General features: G+C 68.0%; 18 protein-coding genes. 11 read left to right on the forward strand and 7 right to left on the reverse strand.

Going from position 1 to position 17711, the window contains the following annotated elements; genetic code table 11:
- Positions 1-2: 2 nt before the first annotated feature.
- Positions 3-923 (reverse strand): branched-chain amino acid ABC transporter permease, encoded by a 921-nt coding sequence (locus tag ACEU5R_RS04335; protein WP_103276304.1) that lies wholly within the window; start codon positions 921-923, stop codon positions 3-5.
- Positions 924-1165: 242 nt separating this feature from the next.
- Entirely contained in the window at positions 1166-2326 is a 1161-nt protein-coding gene (locus tag ACEU5R_RS04340; protein WP_103272291.1) for an ABC transporter substrate-binding protein, read from the reverse strand.
- A 366-nt stretch (positions 2327-2692) separates the two neighbouring features.
- On the opposite strand from ACEU5R_RS04340, the gene ACEU5R_RS04345 reads away from it, so the two are divergent.
- The 8 genes from ACEU5R_RS04345 to ACEU5R_RS04380 all read left to right on the forward strand — a co-directional run bounded on the left by ACEU5R_RS04345 (position 2693) and on the right by ACEU5R_RS04380 (position 9384).
- Positions 2693-3187: a MarR family winged helix-turn-helix transcriptional regulator gene (locus tag ACEU5R_RS04345; protein WP_103272290.1), complete on the forward strand. Its 495-nt coding sequence runs from the start codon at positions 2693-2695 to the stop codon at positions 3185-3187.
- 192 nt (positions 3188-3379) lie between these two features.
- Entirely contained in the window at positions 3380-4420 is a 1041-nt protein-coding gene (locus ACEU5R_RS04350) for a hypothetical protein (protein ID WP_392409222.1), read from the forward strand.
- Between the two features lie 191 nt (positions 4421-4611).
- Positions 4612-5838: a bifunctional glutamate N-acetyltransferase/amino-acid acetyltransferase ArgJ gene (argJ, locus tag ACEU5R_RS04355; protein ID WP_392409223.1), complete on the forward strand. Its 1227-nt coding sequence runs from the start codon at positions 4612-4614 to the stop codon at positions 5836-5838.
- 285 nt (positions 5839-6123) lie between these two features.
- Complete coding sequence (locus tag ACEU5R_RS04360) at positions 6124-6990, forward strand: ATP-binding protein (RefSeq protein ID WP_103272287.1); 867 nt, start codon at positions 6124-6126, stop codon at positions 6988-6990.
- Positions 6983-7945, forward strand: a complete 963-nt coding sequence (locus tag ACEU5R_RS04365; RefSeq protein ID WP_392409225.1) for a Nudix family hydrolase — start codon at positions 6983-6985, stop codon at positions 7943-7945. The genes ACEU5R_RS04360 and ACEU5R_RS04365 overlap by 8 nt, the downstream gene beginning before the upstream one ends.
- Positions 7946-8076: 131 nt before the next feature.
- Positions 8077-8274: a hypothetical protein gene (locus tag ACEU5R_RS04370; protein ID WP_392409226.1), complete on the forward strand. Its 198-nt coding sequence runs from the start codon at positions 8077-8079 to the stop codon at positions 8272-8274.
- Entirely contained in the window at positions 8271-8675 is a 405-nt protein-coding gene (gene vapC, locus ACEU5R_RS04375) for a tRNA(fMet)-specific endonuclease VapC (RefSeq protein WP_103272285.1), read from the forward strand. Before ACEU5R_RS04370 ends, vapC begins: the two co-directional genes overlap by 4 nt.
- A gap of 235 nt (positions 8676-8910) precedes the next feature.
- On the forward strand, positions 8911-9384 hold the full coding sequence (locus tag ACEU5R_RS04380) for a helix-turn-helix domain-containing protein (RefSeq protein ID WP_103272284.1): 474 nt from the start codon (positions 8911-8913) through the stop codon (positions 9382-9384).
- Positions 9385-9433: 49 nt separating this feature from the next.
- Here ACEU5R_RS04380 and ACEU5R_RS04385 read toward each other — a convergent pair whose 3' ends face one another.
- The 5 genes from ACEU5R_RS04385 to ACEU5R_RS04405 all read right to left on the reverse strand — a co-directional run bounded on the left by ACEU5R_RS04385 (position 9434) and on the right by ACEU5R_RS04405 (position 14016).
- A complete protein-coding gene (locus ACEU5R_RS04385; RefSeq protein WP_103272283.1) occupies positions 9434-10174 on the reverse strand; it encodes an ABC transporter ATP-binding protein in 741 nt (246 codons plus the stop codon).
- 215 nt (positions 10175-10389) lie between these two features.
- On the reverse strand, positions 10390-11097 hold the full coding sequence (locus ACEU5R_RS04390) for an ABC transporter ATP-binding protein (protein ID WP_103272282.1): 708 nt from the start codon (positions 11095-11097) through the stop codon (positions 10390-10392).
- A 10-nt stretch (positions 11098-11107) separates the two neighbouring features.
- Complete coding sequence (locus tag ACEU5R_RS04395; RefSeq protein WP_103272281.1) at positions 11108-11989, reverse strand: branched-chain amino acid ABC transporter permease; 882 nt, start codon at positions 11987-11989, stop codon at positions 11108-11110.
- Between the two features lie 10 nt (positions 11990-11999).
- Positions 12000-12992, reverse strand: coding sequence for a branched-chain amino acid ABC transporter permease (locus ACEU5R_RS04400; protein WP_103272280.1), 993 nt, complete (start codon positions 12990-12992; stop codon positions 12000-12002).
- Between the two features lie 88 nt (positions 12993-13080).
- Positions 13081-14016 (reverse strand): LysR family transcriptional regulator, encoded by a 936-nt coding sequence (locus ACEU5R_RS04405; protein WP_212317213.1) that lies wholly within the window; start codon positions 14014-14016, stop codon positions 13081-13083.
- Between the two features lie 119 nt (positions 14017-14135).
- Here ACEU5R_RS04405 and ACEU5R_RS04410 point away from each other — a divergent pair, with 119 nt between their 5' ends.
- The 3 genes from ACEU5R_RS04410 to ACEU5R_RS04420 all read left to right on the forward strand — a co-directional run bounded on the left by ACEU5R_RS04410 (position 14136) and on the right by ACEU5R_RS04420 (position 17692).
- Complete coding sequence (locus ACEU5R_RS04410) at positions 14136-15368, forward strand: amino acid ABC transporter substrate-binding protein (protein ID WP_392409227.1); 1233 nt, start codon at positions 14136-14138, stop codon at positions 15366-15368.
- A gap of 60 nt (positions 15369-15428) precedes the next feature.
- A complete protein-coding gene (locus ACEU5R_RS04415) occupies positions 15429-16847 on the forward strand; it encodes an amidase (protein WP_392409228.1) in 1419 nt (472 codons plus the stop codon).
- A 182-nt stretch (positions 16848-17029) separates the two neighbouring features.
- Positions 17030-17692 (forward strand): TetR/AcrR family transcriptional regulator, encoded by a 663-nt coding sequence (locus tag ACEU5R_RS04420; RefSeq protein WP_392409229.1) that lies wholly within the window; start codon positions 17030-17032, stop codon positions 17690-17692.
- Positions 17693-17711: the final 19 nt, after the last annotated feature.

Below are 17711 nucleotides of genomic sequence, written 5' to 3' on the forward strand. Positions count from 1 at the left end.
CCTTACCCCCGCGCCGGAAACAGGCCCGAAGGCCGGAACACCAGCACCGCCGCCATCAGCACATAGATGGCGATGGCCGCCAGCGTGGGCCCCACGCTGGACGCCACGGCGGGCGAGAACACCTGGCGCAGCAGCATGGGCAGGAAGGCCCGGCCCGCCGTGTCCACCATGCCCACCAGCAAGGCGCCGACGAAGGCGCCCCGGATCGAGCCGATGCCGCCGATGACGATACAGACCAGCACCAGGATCAGGATCTCCTCGCCCATGCCCACCTGCACCGAGGTGATCGGGCCGAGCAGCGCGCCCGCCACGGCGGCCAGCATGGCGCCCAGCGCGAACACGCCCAGGAACAGCAGCGGCACGCGCACGCCCATCAGCGTGGCCATCTGCCGGTTGGACGCGCCGGCGCGCACCAGCACCCCGGCGCGCGTGCGCGTCACGAACCAGTACAGGCCCAGCGCGGCGGCCACGCCGAAGGCGATGATCATGAGGCGGTAAGCGGGATAGAGCAGGTCCGGCAACAGTCGCACCGGTCCGGACAGCGCCGCCGGCATGTTGAGCATGACCGGCGCCGGCCCCCAGATCATCTTGACCAGATCGTTGGCGATCAGGATGACGGCGTAGGTGCCCAGCACCTGTGCCAGATGGTCGCGCAGCGCGAGGCGGCGGATCAGCGTGAGCTCCAGCGCCACGCCGACCAGCCCGGTGGCGACGGCCGCCACCAGGACAGCGGCGGTGAAGGAACCCGTGCGTTGCATGGTCTCGGCGGCCACGTAGGCGCCGGCCATGTAGAGCGAGCCGTGAGCCAGATTCATGATGTCCATGATGCCGAACACCAGGGTCAGCCCGGCCGCGATCAGAAACAACATCAACCCAAACTGCAGACCGTTCAGCAATTGCTCGACGATCAGCGTAAACGTCATGAACACTACCCCCTGCCGCGCGCCGCCGATGGCCTGCGCACGGTCGATTCAATAAAGCGCTTCCAGTTCTTCAGATACCGCCTACCCGCTCATGCCACGAGACCAACCCCGAGGAAGTGCCCAACGACGCAACGGGTGCCCCACGATCGGGATGCCGCGGATCCGGCTTTGCCGGTCCGCAGGCATGCCCCCTGGAGGGGGGCCCGCCTAGGGGGAAGCGCGTCAGCGCTTCGGGGGTGGCCCTATTTGCATTCCCCGACGTAGACGTCCTGGTACTTGTCGAAGACCTTGCCCACCAGCTTGTTGGTGATGCGGCCGCTCGCGTCCTTCTGGATCACGCGTTGGTAATAGGCCTGGATGGGATAGTGGTTCTTGCCATAGGTGAAGCTGCCGCGCACCGAGGGGTAGTCGGCCTTTTCCAGCGCGCGCACGATGGCGTCGCGATCGCTGGCCTTGCCGCCGGCCTGCTTGACCGCCGCGTCCATGGCCATGATCACGTCGTAGGCCTGGGCCGCGTAGACCGAGGGATAACGGCCGTTGTATTCCTTGCGGAAGGCTTCGACGAAGGCCTTGTTCTGCGGCACGTCCAGGTCATGCGCCCACTGGGCCGTGTTGACCATGCCCAGCATGGGCTCGCCCACGGCCTGGATCACGTCCTCGTCGGCCGAGAAGCCCGGGCCGATCAGCTTGATGCTCTGCGACAGGCCGGCAGACACGAACTGCTTGACGAAATTGATGCCCATGCCGCCGGGCAGGAAGATGTAGACCGCGTCCGGCTTGGCCGCGCGGATCTGCGCCAGCTCGGCCGCGTAGTCGATCTGGCCCAGCTTGGTGTAGACCTCGTCGCCCGGGGCGGCCTTGTAGCCGCGCTTGAAGCCGTTGAGCGCGTCCTTGCCCGCCGGATAGTCGGGGGCCATGATGAACATCTTCTTGAAGCCGCTGTCGGCCGCGACCTTGCCGGCGGCCTCGTGGAAGGCGTCGTTCTGGTACGAGGTGCCGAACCAGTACGGATTGCACTGGGCGCCGGCGAACTGGCTGGGGCCCGGGTTGTTGGACAGGTAGGGGACCTTGGCGGCGAACAGCGCGGGGCCCACGGCCAGCGCCACGTTCGAGCCGATCGGGCCGGTGAAGAAATCGACCTTCTCGCGCTGCAGGTAGCGCGTGACCAGCTGGCGGGCCTGGTCGGGATTGCCGCCCATGTCGGTCTGCAGGAATTCGGCGGGCTGGCCGCCCAGCTTGCCGCCCAGCTGCTTGATGGCGAGGTTGAAGCCGTCGCGGGCCTCGGCGCCCAGCGCCGAGAACGGACCCGAAATGTCGTTGGCGATGCCGACCTTGATGGCATCCGCCTGGGCCAGCGCCGGAACCAGGGCGGCCGCGGCGATTAGGGAAGTGATCAAACGCATGGTGGATGCTCCGTGCGCGAGCCCGCGCAGAGATGTTCTTTTTGGAGGTGCGATTCGAAAGACTTCTTCCCGGCCTGCCGGCGCCTGTGCGCCGCCGTCAAACGGGAGTCATACGGGAGCTTGCGACACCCGCCCCCGCCGCGGGACATGGGGAAGGCTGGCGTGCTTCATAGTTTAGGTTTAAAGTATTCGCCAAAACAAGTCTAGGGTTTTTACCAATAAACTACCGCATGGCTACGCTGTTCCGCTCCCCTGACCGCGCGACCTTACCCGACATTGCGCCGCCGCTCAAGACGCACGCGCCGGGCCGCGCGCCCGCGGCGCCGACGCCCGCCGACCAACCGCCCTCCCGGTAACTCTTCCGCCATGACCGACACCCCCGACCTGGAATCCCGCGCCGCGCCCGACGACCACCACGCGCTGCGCCTGTGGCTGCGCATGCTGACCTGCTGCAACCTGATCGAAGGCGAGATCCGCAGCCGGCTGCGCAACGACTTCGACACCACCCTGCCGCGCTTCGACCTGATGGCCCAGCTGCAACGCGCGCCCAAGGGCATGAAGATGGGCGAGCTGTCGCGCCACATGATGGTCACCAACGGCAATATCACCGGCATCACCGACCAGCTCGAAAAGGAAGGTCTGGTGGTCCGCACCAAGGTCGAATCCGACCGCCGCAGCTCGCTGATCAAGCTCACCCCGCAAGGCAAGAAAGCCTTCTCCCGCATGGCCCGCGCCCACGAGACCTGGGTCAAGAACATGTTCGGCGACATGCCGGAATCCAGCCGCAACGCGCTGTTCCAGGCCCTGGGCGAACTGAAGCTGCAGGTGGTGGCCACCCGCTCCGAAGCCGAGAAGGGCTGAAGCGCCTCCCGCCTACCACCAGCTATCTATAGAGGCGTCCAATCCCCCAAAGGCAGCCAAGCAAGACGCCCGCCCAACCAGGCACATCCTCCCGCCATCGGGGCAGCGCGGATCCGGCTCCGCCGGTCCGCAGCTGCGCCCCCTGGGGGGGAAGCGCCCCCGGCGCTTCGGGGGGGATCCTATAATCTTCCCATGATCCCGGTCTCACTTCCTGGCGGCAATTTCTACGTGCTGATGGCGGTCTCCCTCGCCTGTCTGAGTACCCTGCTGACATGGCTGGCGGTGCTCGCCACCAGTCGAGGCGCGCGCCATTGGCTCGGCGGCCACCGCCGGCTGGGAACGATCCTGATGACCGCGCTGGCGCTGCTCGGCGCCATCTTCCCCTATCAACAGCTGGGCCAGTGGCTGGACGCCGAGCGCGACGCCCAGGCCGACGCCGGGCGCCGCAGCGTGTTGAACCAGCCCACCCGCGTCGCCGGCGTGGACATGCCCGCCGGCACCGTGCTGCGGCTGGCCACGCCGGGCGAGCTGTCAACCTTCGATCGCGCCCGCTTCCCCGACGGTCAGCCGGGCCTGATCCATGGCCTGGAAAGCACTGGCCTGTATCGCTACGCGGCGACCGCCCGGCAGCCGGAAACCCTGTCCGTGGAGATCGCCCGCGACCAGGCCCAGGAGGGCTGGCTGTGCGCCCACGGCCACCGCGTCGAATTCGTCATGCTGGGCGGCCAGCCCCGTTTCGCCAGCTGCCATCTGGCCATCGGCAATCAGCTGGACCGGCAGCCGGTGCCGCCGGGCACGTGGATCCAGGTGGACCCGGCCGTGCGCGGCCAGCCGATAGAACAGGCGGGCGCGGGCGCGCGCTGGCTGTTGCGCACGGAAGGCAGCGAGCCCATGGAGGTGGAGCGGCTGTCGCTGCTGAAGCTGGAACTGCGGCTGGATGCCCGCCGCCAGCTGCTGGGTTTCGAGGGGCTGCTGTCGCGCGAGACCGCGCTGGGCGACATGACCTATCCCGCCGGCACCCGGGTGCTGTCCGGCGGCCTGCGCGCGGCCGGCGCCCAGCCCGGCGACCTGCTGTTCTCGGCCTCGCGCGGGCGCGTGGCCCGACGCGCCGGCGGCACGGACGTGGCGGCCGGCAGCTCGGTGCTGCAGGCGCCGGACGGCGCGGTGCGCGCGGTCCTGTCCAACCGCGATGCCGGCGTGCTGGATGTGGCCGCGGTCCGGGTCGGGCCCTAGGGCGCCGTCCCTCGCGGGCGCCCGCAAGCCACCCCTGGCCGCTCCGCCGCCGGCGCGTTCGCGCCCCTCCCGGCGGTCCGCCACGCGGCAATCCCGGCCCTGCAGCAAAGCGGTGGGATAATAGCCAGCTTTCCCCCACGCGCCGCCCAGCGGGCGGCGGTTCCGTCCTGCTCATTGATAGAGACGAAGTCATGGCCGTTAACCTGCAGATCCCCTCCGAGTCCGAAATTTTCCCTGTTGCCGGCGTTGAAATCGGCGTTACCGAGGCCGGCATCCGCAAAGCCAACCGACGCGATCTGACCGTGTTCCGCTTCGCGCCCGGCACCAGCGTGGCGGGCGTGTTCACGCGCAACCGTTTCTGCGCCGCGCCGGTGCAGGTCTGCCAGGCCCATCTGGCCGCCGGCGGCCCGATCAGCGCGCTGGTCATCAACACCGGCAACGCCAACGCCGGCACCGGCGACGAAGGCCTGCAAAAGGCCAAGGACACCTGCGCCGCGCTGGGCAAGCTGCTGGGCGTGCCCGCCGCCGAAGTCCTGCCCTTCTCCACCGGCGTCATCCTGGAGCCGCTGCCGCTGGACCGCCTGGTCGCCGGCCTGCCCGCCGCCATCGCCAACCTCGGCCCGGACCACTGGTTCAGCGCCGCCCACGGCATCATGACCACGGACACGCTGCCCAAGGTCCATTCCAGCAAGGTCCAGATCGGCGGCAAGACCGTCACCTTCACCGGCATCAGCAAGGGCGCCGGCATGATTCGACCCAACATGGCCACCATGCTGAGCTTCCTGGCCACCGACGCCGGCATCGCCCAGCCGCTGCTGGGCAAGCTGGCCCGCGAGATCGCCGACGCCTCGTTCAACCGCATCACGGTCGACGGCGACACGTCCACCAATGACTCCTTCATCATCGCCGCCACCGGCAAGTCCGGCGTCGAGGTGAACGCCGAGTCCGATGCCGACTACGCCGCCGTGCGCCAGGCCCTGACCGCCGCCGCGCTGGAGCTGGCGCAGAAGATCGTGCGCGACGCCGAAGGCGCCACCAAGTTCATGACCATCCGCGTCGAGGAAGCCGGCAGCACCGAAGAAGCGCTGAAGGTCGCCTACGCCGTGGCGCACTCGCCGCTGGTCAAGACCGCCTTCTTCGCCTCGGACCCCAACCTGGGCCGCATCCTGGCCGCGGTGGGCTACGCCGGCATCGACGACCTGGACGTCTCGAACATCCGCCTGTGGCTGGACGATGTGCTGGTCGCCGTCAACGGCGGCCGCAATCCGTCCTACCAGGAAGCCGACGGCCAGCGCGTCATGAAGCAGGCCGAGATCGCCGTGCGCATCGCTCTGGGCCGCGGCCAGGTCAGCGACACCGTCTACACCTGCGACTTCTCGCACGAGTACGTATCGATCAACGCCGATTACCGTTCCTGAAGTGGTTTGGCCCACCCCCGAAGCGCTACGCGCTTCCCCCTCAAGGGGGCGCCGCTGCGGACCGGCAAAGCCGGCTCCGCGCGGCCCGGATCGTGCAGGCCCTGCCTCATTGGGGGGCTTGATTCTTGGCGGGATGATGCCGCCGACTCACAAGGTCGGTTGCGCGAAATCCTCCAGGAATCCTGCCCGCCTCATGCGACTCGGATGTCGCCCATCCGAAGACAAACGCGGACGCGCCGCGGCCCGATGGCCGCAGGCCCGTCAGCCCATCCAAGGACCACAACCGTGACCGCAAACGAATTCACCACCCTGATCCAGCGCGCCGAGCGCGTGCTGGCCCAGCTCGAAGCCTGGCTGCCGCCCGCCACGCCCGAAATCGACTGGACCGCCCATGCCTACCGCTGGCGCAAGCGCGGCGCGCGCGGCTGGCTCGACTCGGTGCGCCACGTGGCCCGCATCGACCTCGACGACCTGCAGCACATCGAGCGCCAGAAGAACGTCATCGACCGCAACACGCAGCAGTTCATCGAGAAAAAGCCCGCCAACAACGTGCTGATGACCGGCGCGCGCGGCACCGGCAAGAGCTCGCTGGTCAAGGCCATGCTGGCGGCCTACGCCGATCGCGGCCTGCGCCTGATCGAAGTGGACAAGTCCGACCTGGGCGACCTGGCCGACATCGTCGAGCTGGTCGCGGGCCGGCCCGAGCGCTACATCGTGTTCTGCGACGACCTGTCCTTCGAGGAAGGCGAGGCCGGCTACAAGGCGCTGAAGTCGGTGCTGGACGGCTCGGTGGCCGCCTCGGGCGACAACGTGCTGATCTACGCCACCTCCAACCGCCGCCACCTCATGCCGGAATACATGAGCGAGAACCTGCAGGCCAAGCACCAGCCGGACGGCGAAATCCATCCCGGCGAAACGGTCGAGGAAAAAATCTCGCTGTCCGAGCGCTTCGGCCTGTGGCTGTCGTTCTATCCCTTCAAGCAGGACGACTACCTGGACATCGTCTACCACTGGCTGCGCGAGCTGGGTTGCCCGGAACAGCACATCGAGCCCTCGCGCACCGAGGCCCTGCAATGGACGCTGGAGCGCGGCTCGCGCTCGGGACGCGTCGCCTACCAATTCGCCCGCGACTGGGCTGCCCGTCATGTCTGAAAAAATCGTCGATGTCGCCGCCGGCCTGATCCTGCGCCCGGACGGCAAGCTGCTGCTGGGGCAGCGTCCCGAAGGCAAGCCCTGGTCGGGCTGGTGGGAACTGCCCGGCGGCAAGCTGGAGCCCGGCGAGACCGTGCTGCAGGCGCTGGCGCGCGAACTGCAAGAAGAAATCGGCATCCGCGTCACGCAATCGCGCCCCTGGGTCACCTATGTGCACGTCTATCCCCACACCACGGTACGGCTGGCGTTCTGCCACGTCACCGGCTGGGAAGGCGAGCCGCGCGGCCTGGAGAACCAGCGCCTGGAATGGGTCGACCCGGCGCGCGCGGCCGAGGTCGGCGACCTCCTGCCCGCCACGCTGCCGCCGCTGCGCTGGTTGCAGCTGCCGACCCGCTACGGCATCAGTTCCATCGGCTCGCGCGCGGGCCTGCCGGCTTTCCTGGGCCGGCTGGACGCGGCGCTGGCGCGTGGCGTGAAGCTGGTGCAGCTGCGCGAGCCGCAATGGCCCGACGGCCCCGGCGCCGCCTCGCTGCATGAAGCGCTGCTGCAGGTGAAGCAGCGCTGCCACGCCGCCGGCGCGCGTCTGCTGGTCAACAGCATCCATCCGGCCGCCTGGTGGAAGGAAGCCGACGGCGTGCACCTGCGCGCCGCCGACGCCGCCCGCCTGGACGCGCGCCCGGCGCTGCCCGAAGGCGCGCTGGTCGGCGCATCGGCGCACGACAACGCCCAGGTCACGCATGCGCGCGATCTGGGCGCCGACTTCGCCGTGCTGGGTCCGGTGCTGGACACGCCCAGCCATCCCGGCGCGCCGACGCTGGGTTGGGAAGGCTTCGTGGCCGGCAACCGCGACGCCGGCCTGCCGGTGTATGCGCTCGGCGGCCAGTCCGAGCAAACCGTGTCGCAGGCGCTGCGCCATGGCGCGCACGGCATAGCGGGCATACGCGGACTCATCTGAAGCCGTCCGGGACGTCCGCGCGCGAGCGCGGCGTCCCCGGCCTGCTTCACCCCTCGGTAGACCACAATAGGCAGGCCTCCCTGGTCTTGGCTACAACGGAAGTGCGCCATGCACATTCCGAGGAGCACGCCATGACACTGGAATCCCGCTACAAGATCCGCCCCACCCCGACCATCGCCGTGCAGGAACCCCCGGCCAGGCCCGCCGCCGGCAACCGCCAGCGCCCCACCGCAACCACCGACAACTCCTGGGACGCCTGGTTCGACGGTGAATCCGTCACTGCCGACTTTCTTGTCGATCGCGACCAGCCGACGGACGACGCCCGATGACGCTGCGGTTCGTGCTCGATACGAACATCTGCATCTTCGCCATCAAGAACAAGCCGGGCGCCGTGCGGCAGGCGCTCAACCGGCGGCCAGGCCAGCTCTGCGTAAGCGCGATCACCGCGATGGAACTGCGCTACGGCGCTGAAAAATCAGCAACCCCGGCCCGGAACCATGCCGTCATCGACGGATTCCTGAAACGCCTGGAAGTGCTGAACTATGACCGCGCGGCAGCCGCGCACGCCGGCCGACTACGGGCGGAGCTGGCGCGAGCCGGCACGCCCATCGGCCCCTACGATGCAATGATCGCCGGCCACGCCCGCTCTCGGGGTTTTGTGCTTGTCACGAACAACACTCGCGAGTTTTCCCGTGTGTCCGGGCTGCGGCTGGACGATTGGACACAGTGACGTTCGATCACGGCGCCGGCTGACTGCCCCGAAAGCGCAGTGTCAACTTTCGCTCGGCCAAAACCAGGAACAGGCATCGACGGTCAGAATCTGCCGCCGCCAGGGCAGTCGTCCCCGTGGCGGATAGCCGTCGCAGCGCTGTCGTGTCCCTGTCGCACCCATGTCGTGCCCGTGTCGTATCCCTGAGCGGTCCTTTCGGCTACCTTGGCAGCTCCGAACCAATGGAAGCCGAACCATGTTGATTCAAAAGCTGCGCCTCAAGCGTGGCTGGTCCCAACAGCAGCTGGCCCAGGCCAGCGGGCTGAGCGCCCGGACCATCCAGCGCATCGAAGCGGGCCAACCCGCGAGCGTGGAAACGCTCAAGTCCATTGCCTCGGTTTTCGAAGTCGACTTTTCCACCCTGAACGCAGAGGAAACGAATATGGACACGACCATGACGGCCGCCGACGAGGCGGAACGGGAAGCCTTCGCCCATGTCCGCGAATTGCGCGGTTTCTATGTGGCTTGCATGCGCTACATATTGATCGCGGTGGCGCTGTTCGCGATCAACCTGCTGACATCGCCCCACAACATGTGGTCTTACTGGGCGATGCTGGGCCTGGGACTGGCCCTGGCGGCGCGCGCCGTCCGGGTCTACGCGCCCTGGCGGCTGTTCGGTCCGCAATGGGAAAAAGCCCAGGTGGAAAAGCGGCTCGGACGGCCGCTGTGACGACTGCCGGACCGGGCCATGCCCGGTCCGTCCTTGTACCGTCGGGCCCTCAGTCGATCTTGTAGTCCATCCACGACGCGACCATCTCGCGCAACCCGCCGCCCTCGTCGAAGGCCTCGCGCGATCCCTCCGCCTTGTTGCGGCCCAGCTCCAGGATGTACATATAGTCCGAAATCTCGGCGCAGCGGCGCACGTTCTGGTCCACCAGCACCACCGTCATGCCTTCGTCCGCGAAACCCCGGATCAGCGCATAGATCTCCTTGGAAATCCGCGGCGCCAGCATGGCGGTCGGCTCGTCCAGCAGGATCACCGACGGCTCGATCAGGAGCGCGCGACCGAACTCCACGAAACGCTGCTGGCCGCCGCTCATGCTGGACACCGGATCGTCGCGCTTCTGCGCCAGGATCGGAAAGCGCTCATACACCGACTCGATACGCCGGCGCACGCGCGCCTTGTCCTGCCGGAACGGCCAGCAGCCCAGCAGCAGGTTGTCATGCACCGACAACTCGCCGAACAGGCTGCGATGCTGCGGCACGAAGGCCACGCCATGGCGCGCGCGCTCGTGCGAAGGCTGCGCGCTGATGTCCTGCCCGCGTAACGTGATGCGGCCCGTGCGCGGCGGCAGGAAGCCGAACAGCGTCTTGAGCACCGTCGACTTCCCGGCGCCGTTAGGTCCGATCACACCCGTGACCTTGCCCTGCCGGGCCTGCACATTCACGCGGTTCAGAATGGTGATGTCGCCGTGATAGGCCACGGTCACCTCTTCCAGCGCAAGCACTGCGTTGCTCATATCCGTCGCTCCTCTGCGCCGCGCGCAGTTCAATCCAATCCGATCCGATCCAACAGGACGCCGCCCTCGCACGAGCCCGGCGCCCCTCATCCGAGATAAACCACCCGCACCCAATAAAAACCGCCCTCACTCAAGCGGGGCCGCACGGACCCGGCTCCGCCGGTCCGTAGCGGCGCCCCCTAGGGGGAAGCGCCGCAGGCGCTGCGGGGTGGGCTCTACTCGCCGAGATATGCCTCGACCACTCGCGGATCGTTCCGCACATGGTCGGCATCGCCCTCGGTCAGGATCGCGCCTTCGTTCATGACAATGATGTGGTGGGATAGCTGGTAGATCGAGGTCAGGTCATGCGAGACCAGCACCACCGAGCAATCGTGCTCGACCGGCAACTCGCGGATGACCGAGATCAGCAGCTGCGCCAGCGCCGGGTTGACGCCGGCGAAGGGCTCGTCCAGCAGCACCACCTTGGGCCGCGCGACCATGATGCGCGCCAGCTCCACCAGCTTCTGCTGGCCGCCGGACAATTCCTCGGCGTAGTTGTGCCGCAGCCGGTGCAGCTCGACCTTGCGCAGCCAGTATTCGGACTGGGCGTAGCGCTCGTCGGCGCTGCGCCCGGTCTGCTGCTGCGCCACGTCCAGGTTGTCCAGCAGCGTCAGCTGGCGGAAGATGCGCGGCACCTGGAAGGTGCGCCCCACGCCCAGCCGCGCCACTTCATGGACCTGGCGGCCGGCGATATCGCGGCCATCCAGCTCGATGCGGCCCTCGTCCGGCGTGTAGATGCCGTTGATGCAGTTGAGCATGGTGGTCTTGCCCGACCCGTTCATGCCGATGACGCCCAGGATCGCGCCGCGCGGCACATGCACATCCACGCCTTGCAGCGCCACCAGGCCGCCGAAACGCTTTTTCAGATTGCTGACTTTCAACATGGCGGATCTCCTAGCGCAGCGCCTGGCGGCCGAACAGCCCGCTGGGCCGCACGAAGATCATGGCGACCATGAGCGTGAAGCCGCATATGGTGGCGATGGACGGATTGAAGAACACCACCGACACCTGCTCGGTGACGCCGAACAGCAGCGCGCCGACCAGCGCCCCCACCGGATGGCCCAGGCCGCCCAGCACGATGACGATGAAGCCGATCAGCGTGTAGTCGTTGCCCATGAACGGCGAGAAGGACGGGAACACCATCGCCACCAGCACGCCGCTGGCCGCCGCCAGGCCGATGCCCAGGCCGAAGGCCACGGCCGACAGGCGCTCGGCGTTGATGCCGACGATGCGCACCGCGTCGCGGTTCATGATGATGGCGCGCAGCGCTTTGCCCAGATGCGTGCGGTACAGGAACAGGGCCAGCGCCGCCACGATGGCCAGCGCGATGCCCAGCGCCAGCAACCGTACCGTCGGGACCAGCACCGGGCCGAATTTCAGGAACACCGGCTCGATCTCATAGGGCAGCGAGCGGGCGTCGGCTTCGAAGGCCAGCAGCATGATCGCGCCCAGCATGATGGACACGCCGAACATCAGCAGCAGCGAGCTGATCTCCGGATCTTCGGCCTTGGACAGCCTCGGGATCAGCACGAAGTACAGCAGATAGCCGGCCAGGAAGAAGACGGCGAAGGCCAGCGGCAAGGCCAGCAAGGGGTTGATGCCCAGGTACTCCAGCAGATAGAAGGCGAAATAGGCGCCGAGCACGAGGAACTCGCCGTGCGCGAAGTTGACCACGCGCAGCACGCCGAAGATCACGTTCAGCCCCACGCCGATCAGGCCGTAGATGGCGCCCAGGATCAGGCCGTTGATCAGCCCTTGGATAATCAGTCCGGTCATGTCGAATCCCTCAGGCGATGTAGCGGCGCAGCTGCGGCTTGCGCTTGATCAGGCTGCCGACGATGCCGCGCGGCAGGAACAGCATCAGCAGCACGATGATCAGGCCCAGCAGCAGCAGGTTCACCACCGGGAATTTCTGCCAGATCAGGTGATCGATGCCCAGCAGCGCCAGCGTGCCGGCCACCGGCCCGAGCACGGTGCCGAAGCCGCCGGCCATGGCGTAGATGATGCTCTTGGCCGTGATCAGCACATGGAACGCGTATTCAGGATCGACCACGTTCGTGTACCAGGCCTCGATGCCGCCGGCCAGCGCCGGGAACAGCGCGGCCAGCAGCCAGGCCTTCAGCCGCGTGTTGGGCACGTGGATGCCGACGCAGGCGGCCGCGCCGTCGTCGTCGCGAATGGCCTTGAGCGCGCGCCCCAGGCCCGACGCGGACAGCCATGTCACTACGGCCAGCGTGGCGCCCATGACGGCCAGCATCGCGTAGTAGCTGTGGGCGGGATTGTTGGCGTTGGACAGGATGATGCCCATGCTGCCGCCGGTGAAGGACTGCGGCAGGTTGGAGATCACCAGCTTGACGATGGTGGCCAGCGCCAGGCTGACGATGCCGAAATACACGCCGCGCAGCCGCAGCGTGGGCGCCAGCAGCAGCGCGATCGCCACGCCCGTGCCGCCGGCCGCGAGCAGCGACGGCAGGATGGGCCAGCCCAGGATCTTGTAGCAGATGCCGGTGGCGTAGGCGCCCACGCCGTAGAACACCACGTAGCCGAACGGCAGGTAGCCGGTGAAGCCCACGCAGATGTTCATGGCGCTGGCCATGGTGATCCACAGCATCAGATAGAACGCGAACGAGATGTTCGACGTCGCGGCGGGGACCAGGGCCAGGCTGATGGTCAGCGCGGCAAAGACGGCGATGGCGATACGGGTGCGTAGCCGCTGCGCGCGCTGATCCTGCGCGCGATGCGACGCCGCGCCCGCCGCCAGGGCGGGACTGCTGCTCATGGTGTCTCCTCCGGGCCGCTCGGGATCGGCGGCCACATTTATTTGGAGGCGATTATGAACAGATAAAACTATAACTGCAAGTTAAGGACTAACCCTTATCCAGTCCCTTATTTGCTCCCGGAAAGGCCTCTTCCAGCACGCCGCGCAGCTCCTTGATGAACTGCTGCGCGATGCGCGAAGGCTCCCGGTTGCTGGCATAGACCGCCGAGATATTCAGCGGAATACGCTCCTGGAGCGGCACGATGACCACGTCCGGCATGGTGTTCTGCATGACCGTGAACTCGTCCACCACCGCGATCCCGACGCCCGCGTTGACCAGGGCGCAGGCCAGCTGGCTCCAGGGCACATCGGCGCACATGTTGCAGGGCAGGCCAGCCTGCTCGAAGGCATTCAGCACCAGCATCCCGTAGGGCATGCGGGTGCCGACGATGATGTGCGGATGCGGCGACAGATCAGCCAGGCTGACCACCTCGCGCCCGGCCAGGACGTGTCCGCGCGGAATGGCCGCCACCATGCGCCCCACATGCAGGGGCTCCGACACCAGGAAGGGATGATCGGCCTGCATCACCACCAATCCCAGCTCGGCCTCGCCCTGCAGCACATCGGTGATCAGGCTGGGCAGCGCGGTCGTGCCCAGGCGCAGCAACAGCTCGGGGTGACGCTGCTGAAAGCGCGCCACGGCGCGCGGCACCAGGTACTGCGCCAGACTGGGGATGGACGCCAGGCGCAGCACGCCCGTGCCGTGTTCGGCCAGCGCGTCGGCCAGATCATTGACCCGCTGCATCATGCGCTGCGTCTTCTCGATCTCCTCGAACAGGCTCTGCACCTGCACGGTCGGCTGCAGCCGCCCCCGCACCCGCTCGAACAGCGTCACCCCCATCGCTTTCTCGGTGTGGGCGAGCATGCGACTGACGGCCGGCTGGGAAATATTGAGCAGCCGGGCGGCGCCGCTGATGGATCCGGCCATCACCACGGCCCACAACATTTCGGTCTGTCGGTAATTCAATTTACTCAAGGCGTGCACTCCATGCCTATTTGTTATACGCTACTTCCCGTATTGCGCAAAAACTGCCCAATACCGCTCGCGATCTGTCCCCAAGACCAGGTCCGGGATCGCATATTTATAACGATTGGAGACATCCCATGTTTGGCAAATCCTGGCTGTACCGCCTGCCCGCGCTGGCCCTGGCCGCCGCGGCGCTGACGCCGTCCCTCGGCGCCGCCCAGACTTCCGACAAGCTGCGCATCGGCATGACGGTATCGTCCACCGGCAGCTTCGCGCTCGCCTCGCAATCCGGCGTGCGCGGCGTCGAGCTTTGGGTCGACGACGTCAACCGCCGTGGCGGCATCGAGATCAAGGGCAAGAAATACCCCGTCGAACTGGTCAAGCTGGACGACCGCAGCGACAAGCAGATGGTGACGCGCGTCTACGAACGCCTGATTGTCGATGAAAAAGTGGACCTGGTGTTCGCGCCTTTCGGTTCCACGCTGACGGCCGCCGCCGCGACCGTCACGGAACGGCTGGGCAAGTACATGATGGTCTGGTCCGCCGCCAGCGACGACCTGTACCGCCAGGGCTTCAAGAACATGGTGTCGGGCACGCAGATGCCGGTGTCGGCCATGCTGCGCGCCAACATGGAGATGGCCGCCAAGCTGGGCGTCAAAAAGGTCGCGCTGCTGTACTCGGACGAGCCCTTCCCCGCCGGCCTGGCCGAGGGCGGCAAGGAGCAGGCCGCCAAGAACGGCATGCAGGTCGTGATGTTCGAGAAGTACCCCAAGGGCCAGAAGGACTTCAGCACCATTCTGCAGAAGGCCCGCGCGTCCGGCGCCGAGGCGCTGGTGCCGACCTCCTACGAGGGCGACCTGATCAGCATGACGCGCCAGATGAAGCAGCTGGACATCAACTTCCCGTACGTCTTCATGGTGTACGCGTCCACGCCGCAATTCCAGGCCATCGGCGCCGACGCGGACTACATCTACAGCCACACCAACTACCATCCCGCGATCAACTGGAAGGTCAACGCCGGCCTGACGCGCGAGCAATTCGCCACGTCCTATGACCGCCTGTTCCCCAAGGCCGAGTTCCCGCCCGATTTCCAGACCGCGCTGGCCTACGGCGCGGGCGCGCTGACCGAAGAGATCGTCAAGCAGGCGGGCAACACCGACGCCGCCGCGCTCAAGAAGGCCTCGCTGGACCTGTCCGGCAAGCTCACGGTGATGGCCGGCCCCTACGCCATCGACGAGACGGGCAAGCAACTGCAGATGCCCTTCCCCGTCGTACAGCTGCTGCCGGGCAAGCAGATGGCGCCCGTCTGGCCTGAGGACGTGGCCACCGCCAAGCCGGTCTACCCCATGCCTGCCTGGAACAAGCGCTGATCGCGCGCATCGCGCCGGGCCGCGCCGCGCGCGCGGCCCGCGCACCAACCCGAGGAAAACATGTCTGACATCGCATTTGCCACGCTGAGCGAACTCGCCCTGGGCCTGGCCGAGGGACGCCACAGCTCGGTGGAGTTGGCGAAGCACTTCCTGGACCGCATCGACCGCGCCAATCAGGCGCTGCACGCCTATGTGAGCGTGGATGCCGACAGCACGCTGCGCCTGGCCGAGGCCGCCGACGCGCGCCGCCGCGCCGGCTACGGCCTGCTGGGCCCGCTGGACGGCGTGCCCGTGGCCATCAAGGACCTGTGCGACATCGAAGGCCAGATCGCCACCGCCGGCTCGCAGGCCTGGCGCCAGCGGCGCGGCACGACCACCTCGACCGCCGTGGCCAGGCTGCTGGCGGGCGGCATGGTGCCGCTGGGCAAGCTGCACATGGTCGAGTTCGCCTTCGGCGGCTGGGGCACCAATCCCGTGATGGGCACGCCGCGCAACCCCTGGGATCTGGAACACGCGCGCATTCCGGGCGGCTCGTCCAGCGGCTCGGGCGTGGCCGTGGCCGCCGGCCTGGCGCCCGCCGCGCTGGGCTCCGATACCGGCGGCTCGGTGCGTATCCCGGCGGCGCTCAACGGCGTCACCGGCCTGAAGACCACGCGCGGGCTGATCAGCCTGCATGGCGCGGTGCCGCTGTCCGGCACGCTGGACTCCATCGGTCCGCTGACGCGCGACGTGCGCGACGCCTTGCTGCTGACGCAGGCCATGGCCGGCGCCGATCCCAGGGATCCGCTCACGCAGGGCGTGCCGGCCTTCCAGATGCCGGGGACGCCCGCCGGCGCGCGGCCCCTGCGCGGCATGCGCATCGCCATGATGCCGCCGGCGCAATACCCGATCGAGGTCGATGGCGCCGTGCTGGCCGCCCTGGATGACACGCGCCGCGCGCTGATCGAACTGGGCGCCGAGGTGTGCGAAACGCCCTTCCCGTTCGACTTCCACGACATGATGCTGCGCAATGGCCTGATCATCGCCGCCGAAGCCTATGCGCTGCACCGCGAATACATCGAGGACGACTCCCTGCCGTTCGGCAGGCATGTGCGCGCCCGCGTGCTGGCGGGCAAGGCCACGGGCGCGGCGGACTACGTGCTGGCGCTGCAGGCGCACGCCCGCGCCTGCGCGGCCTGGGCCGAATGGATGCGCGGCGCCGACGCGCTGCTGACGCCCTGCCTGCCCTTCGCCGCCTGCCGTCTCGAAGACGTCGACGAAACGGCGACGCCGCTGGCGGCCTTCACGCGCGCCGGCAACTACGTCAACGCGTCCGGCCTGGCGCTGCCGGCCGGCTTCACCGCCGACGGCTTGCCCGTGGGCGTGCAACTGCTGGGCAGCCCCCACGGCGAGGCCGCGCTGGGCCGTATCGGCATGGCCTTCCAGGCCGCCACGGACTGGCACTTGCGCCGTCCGGATCTCGGCGCGGTCGGGCTCTAGGCGCGGACGGAGCTGGCGCCCGCGCGCTTCGCGGGCGGGCCGCTCAACCTTCGATCGGGTCATGTCGACGCGGGCGTTCGTCGATTCGCGGATTCCTCTTTAGAATTCAGCAGATGACCACGAGCGCCGGCGCGCCACGCCGCCGCGCGCCGGGTGGCCCGTCACATCGAAGGAATGCGCCCATGTCCCGACGCGAGAAAACCGAACGCCAGATCCTGCTGGCCCTGGAGGAACAGATCCGCGAAACGGGCATGGGCGGCGTCGGCATCAACGCCATCGCCAAGCGCGCCGGCGTCAGCAAGGAACTGATCTACCGCTACTTCGACGGCATGCCCGGCCTGATGCTGGCCTGGATGCGGGAACAGGATTTCTGGACGCGCAATCCCGGCCTGCTGCTGTCCGACGAGGCCAGCCAGCGCACGCCGGCCGACCTGGTGCTGTCCATGCTGCGCGCGCAGGTCGAGGCCTTGGCCGGCAACGACACCTTGCGCGAAGTGCGGCGCTGGGAGCTGATCGAACGCAATGAGGTGTCGGCCCCGCTGGCCGAGCGGCGCGAACGCGCCGCGCGCGACTTCATCGACCGCATCGACGGGCTCAGCCCCGGCCTGGACGCGCCGGCCGTGGTCAGCGTGATGCTGGCCGGCGTGCTCTACCTGACGCTGCGCGCCAAGACCGAAAGCCATTTCCTGGGCCTGCCATTGCGCGAGCCGGAAGGCTGGCGGCGGATCGACGCGGCGCTGGCGCACCTGGTGTCGGGCGGCTTCCCCGAGCCGCTGCGCAGTGCTTCGCTGGCCGAGCTGGAGGCGGAACGCAAGCCGTCCGCCGCGCCCGACGCCGAACGCTGATCCGGCATCGACGCGCGCC

Origin of the sequence: Achromobacter sp. 413638, assembly GCF_043119405.1 — a bacterium.
Classification (GTDB): Bacteria; Pseudomonadota; Gammaproteobacteria; order Burkholderiales; family Burkholderiaceae_B; genus Achromobacter.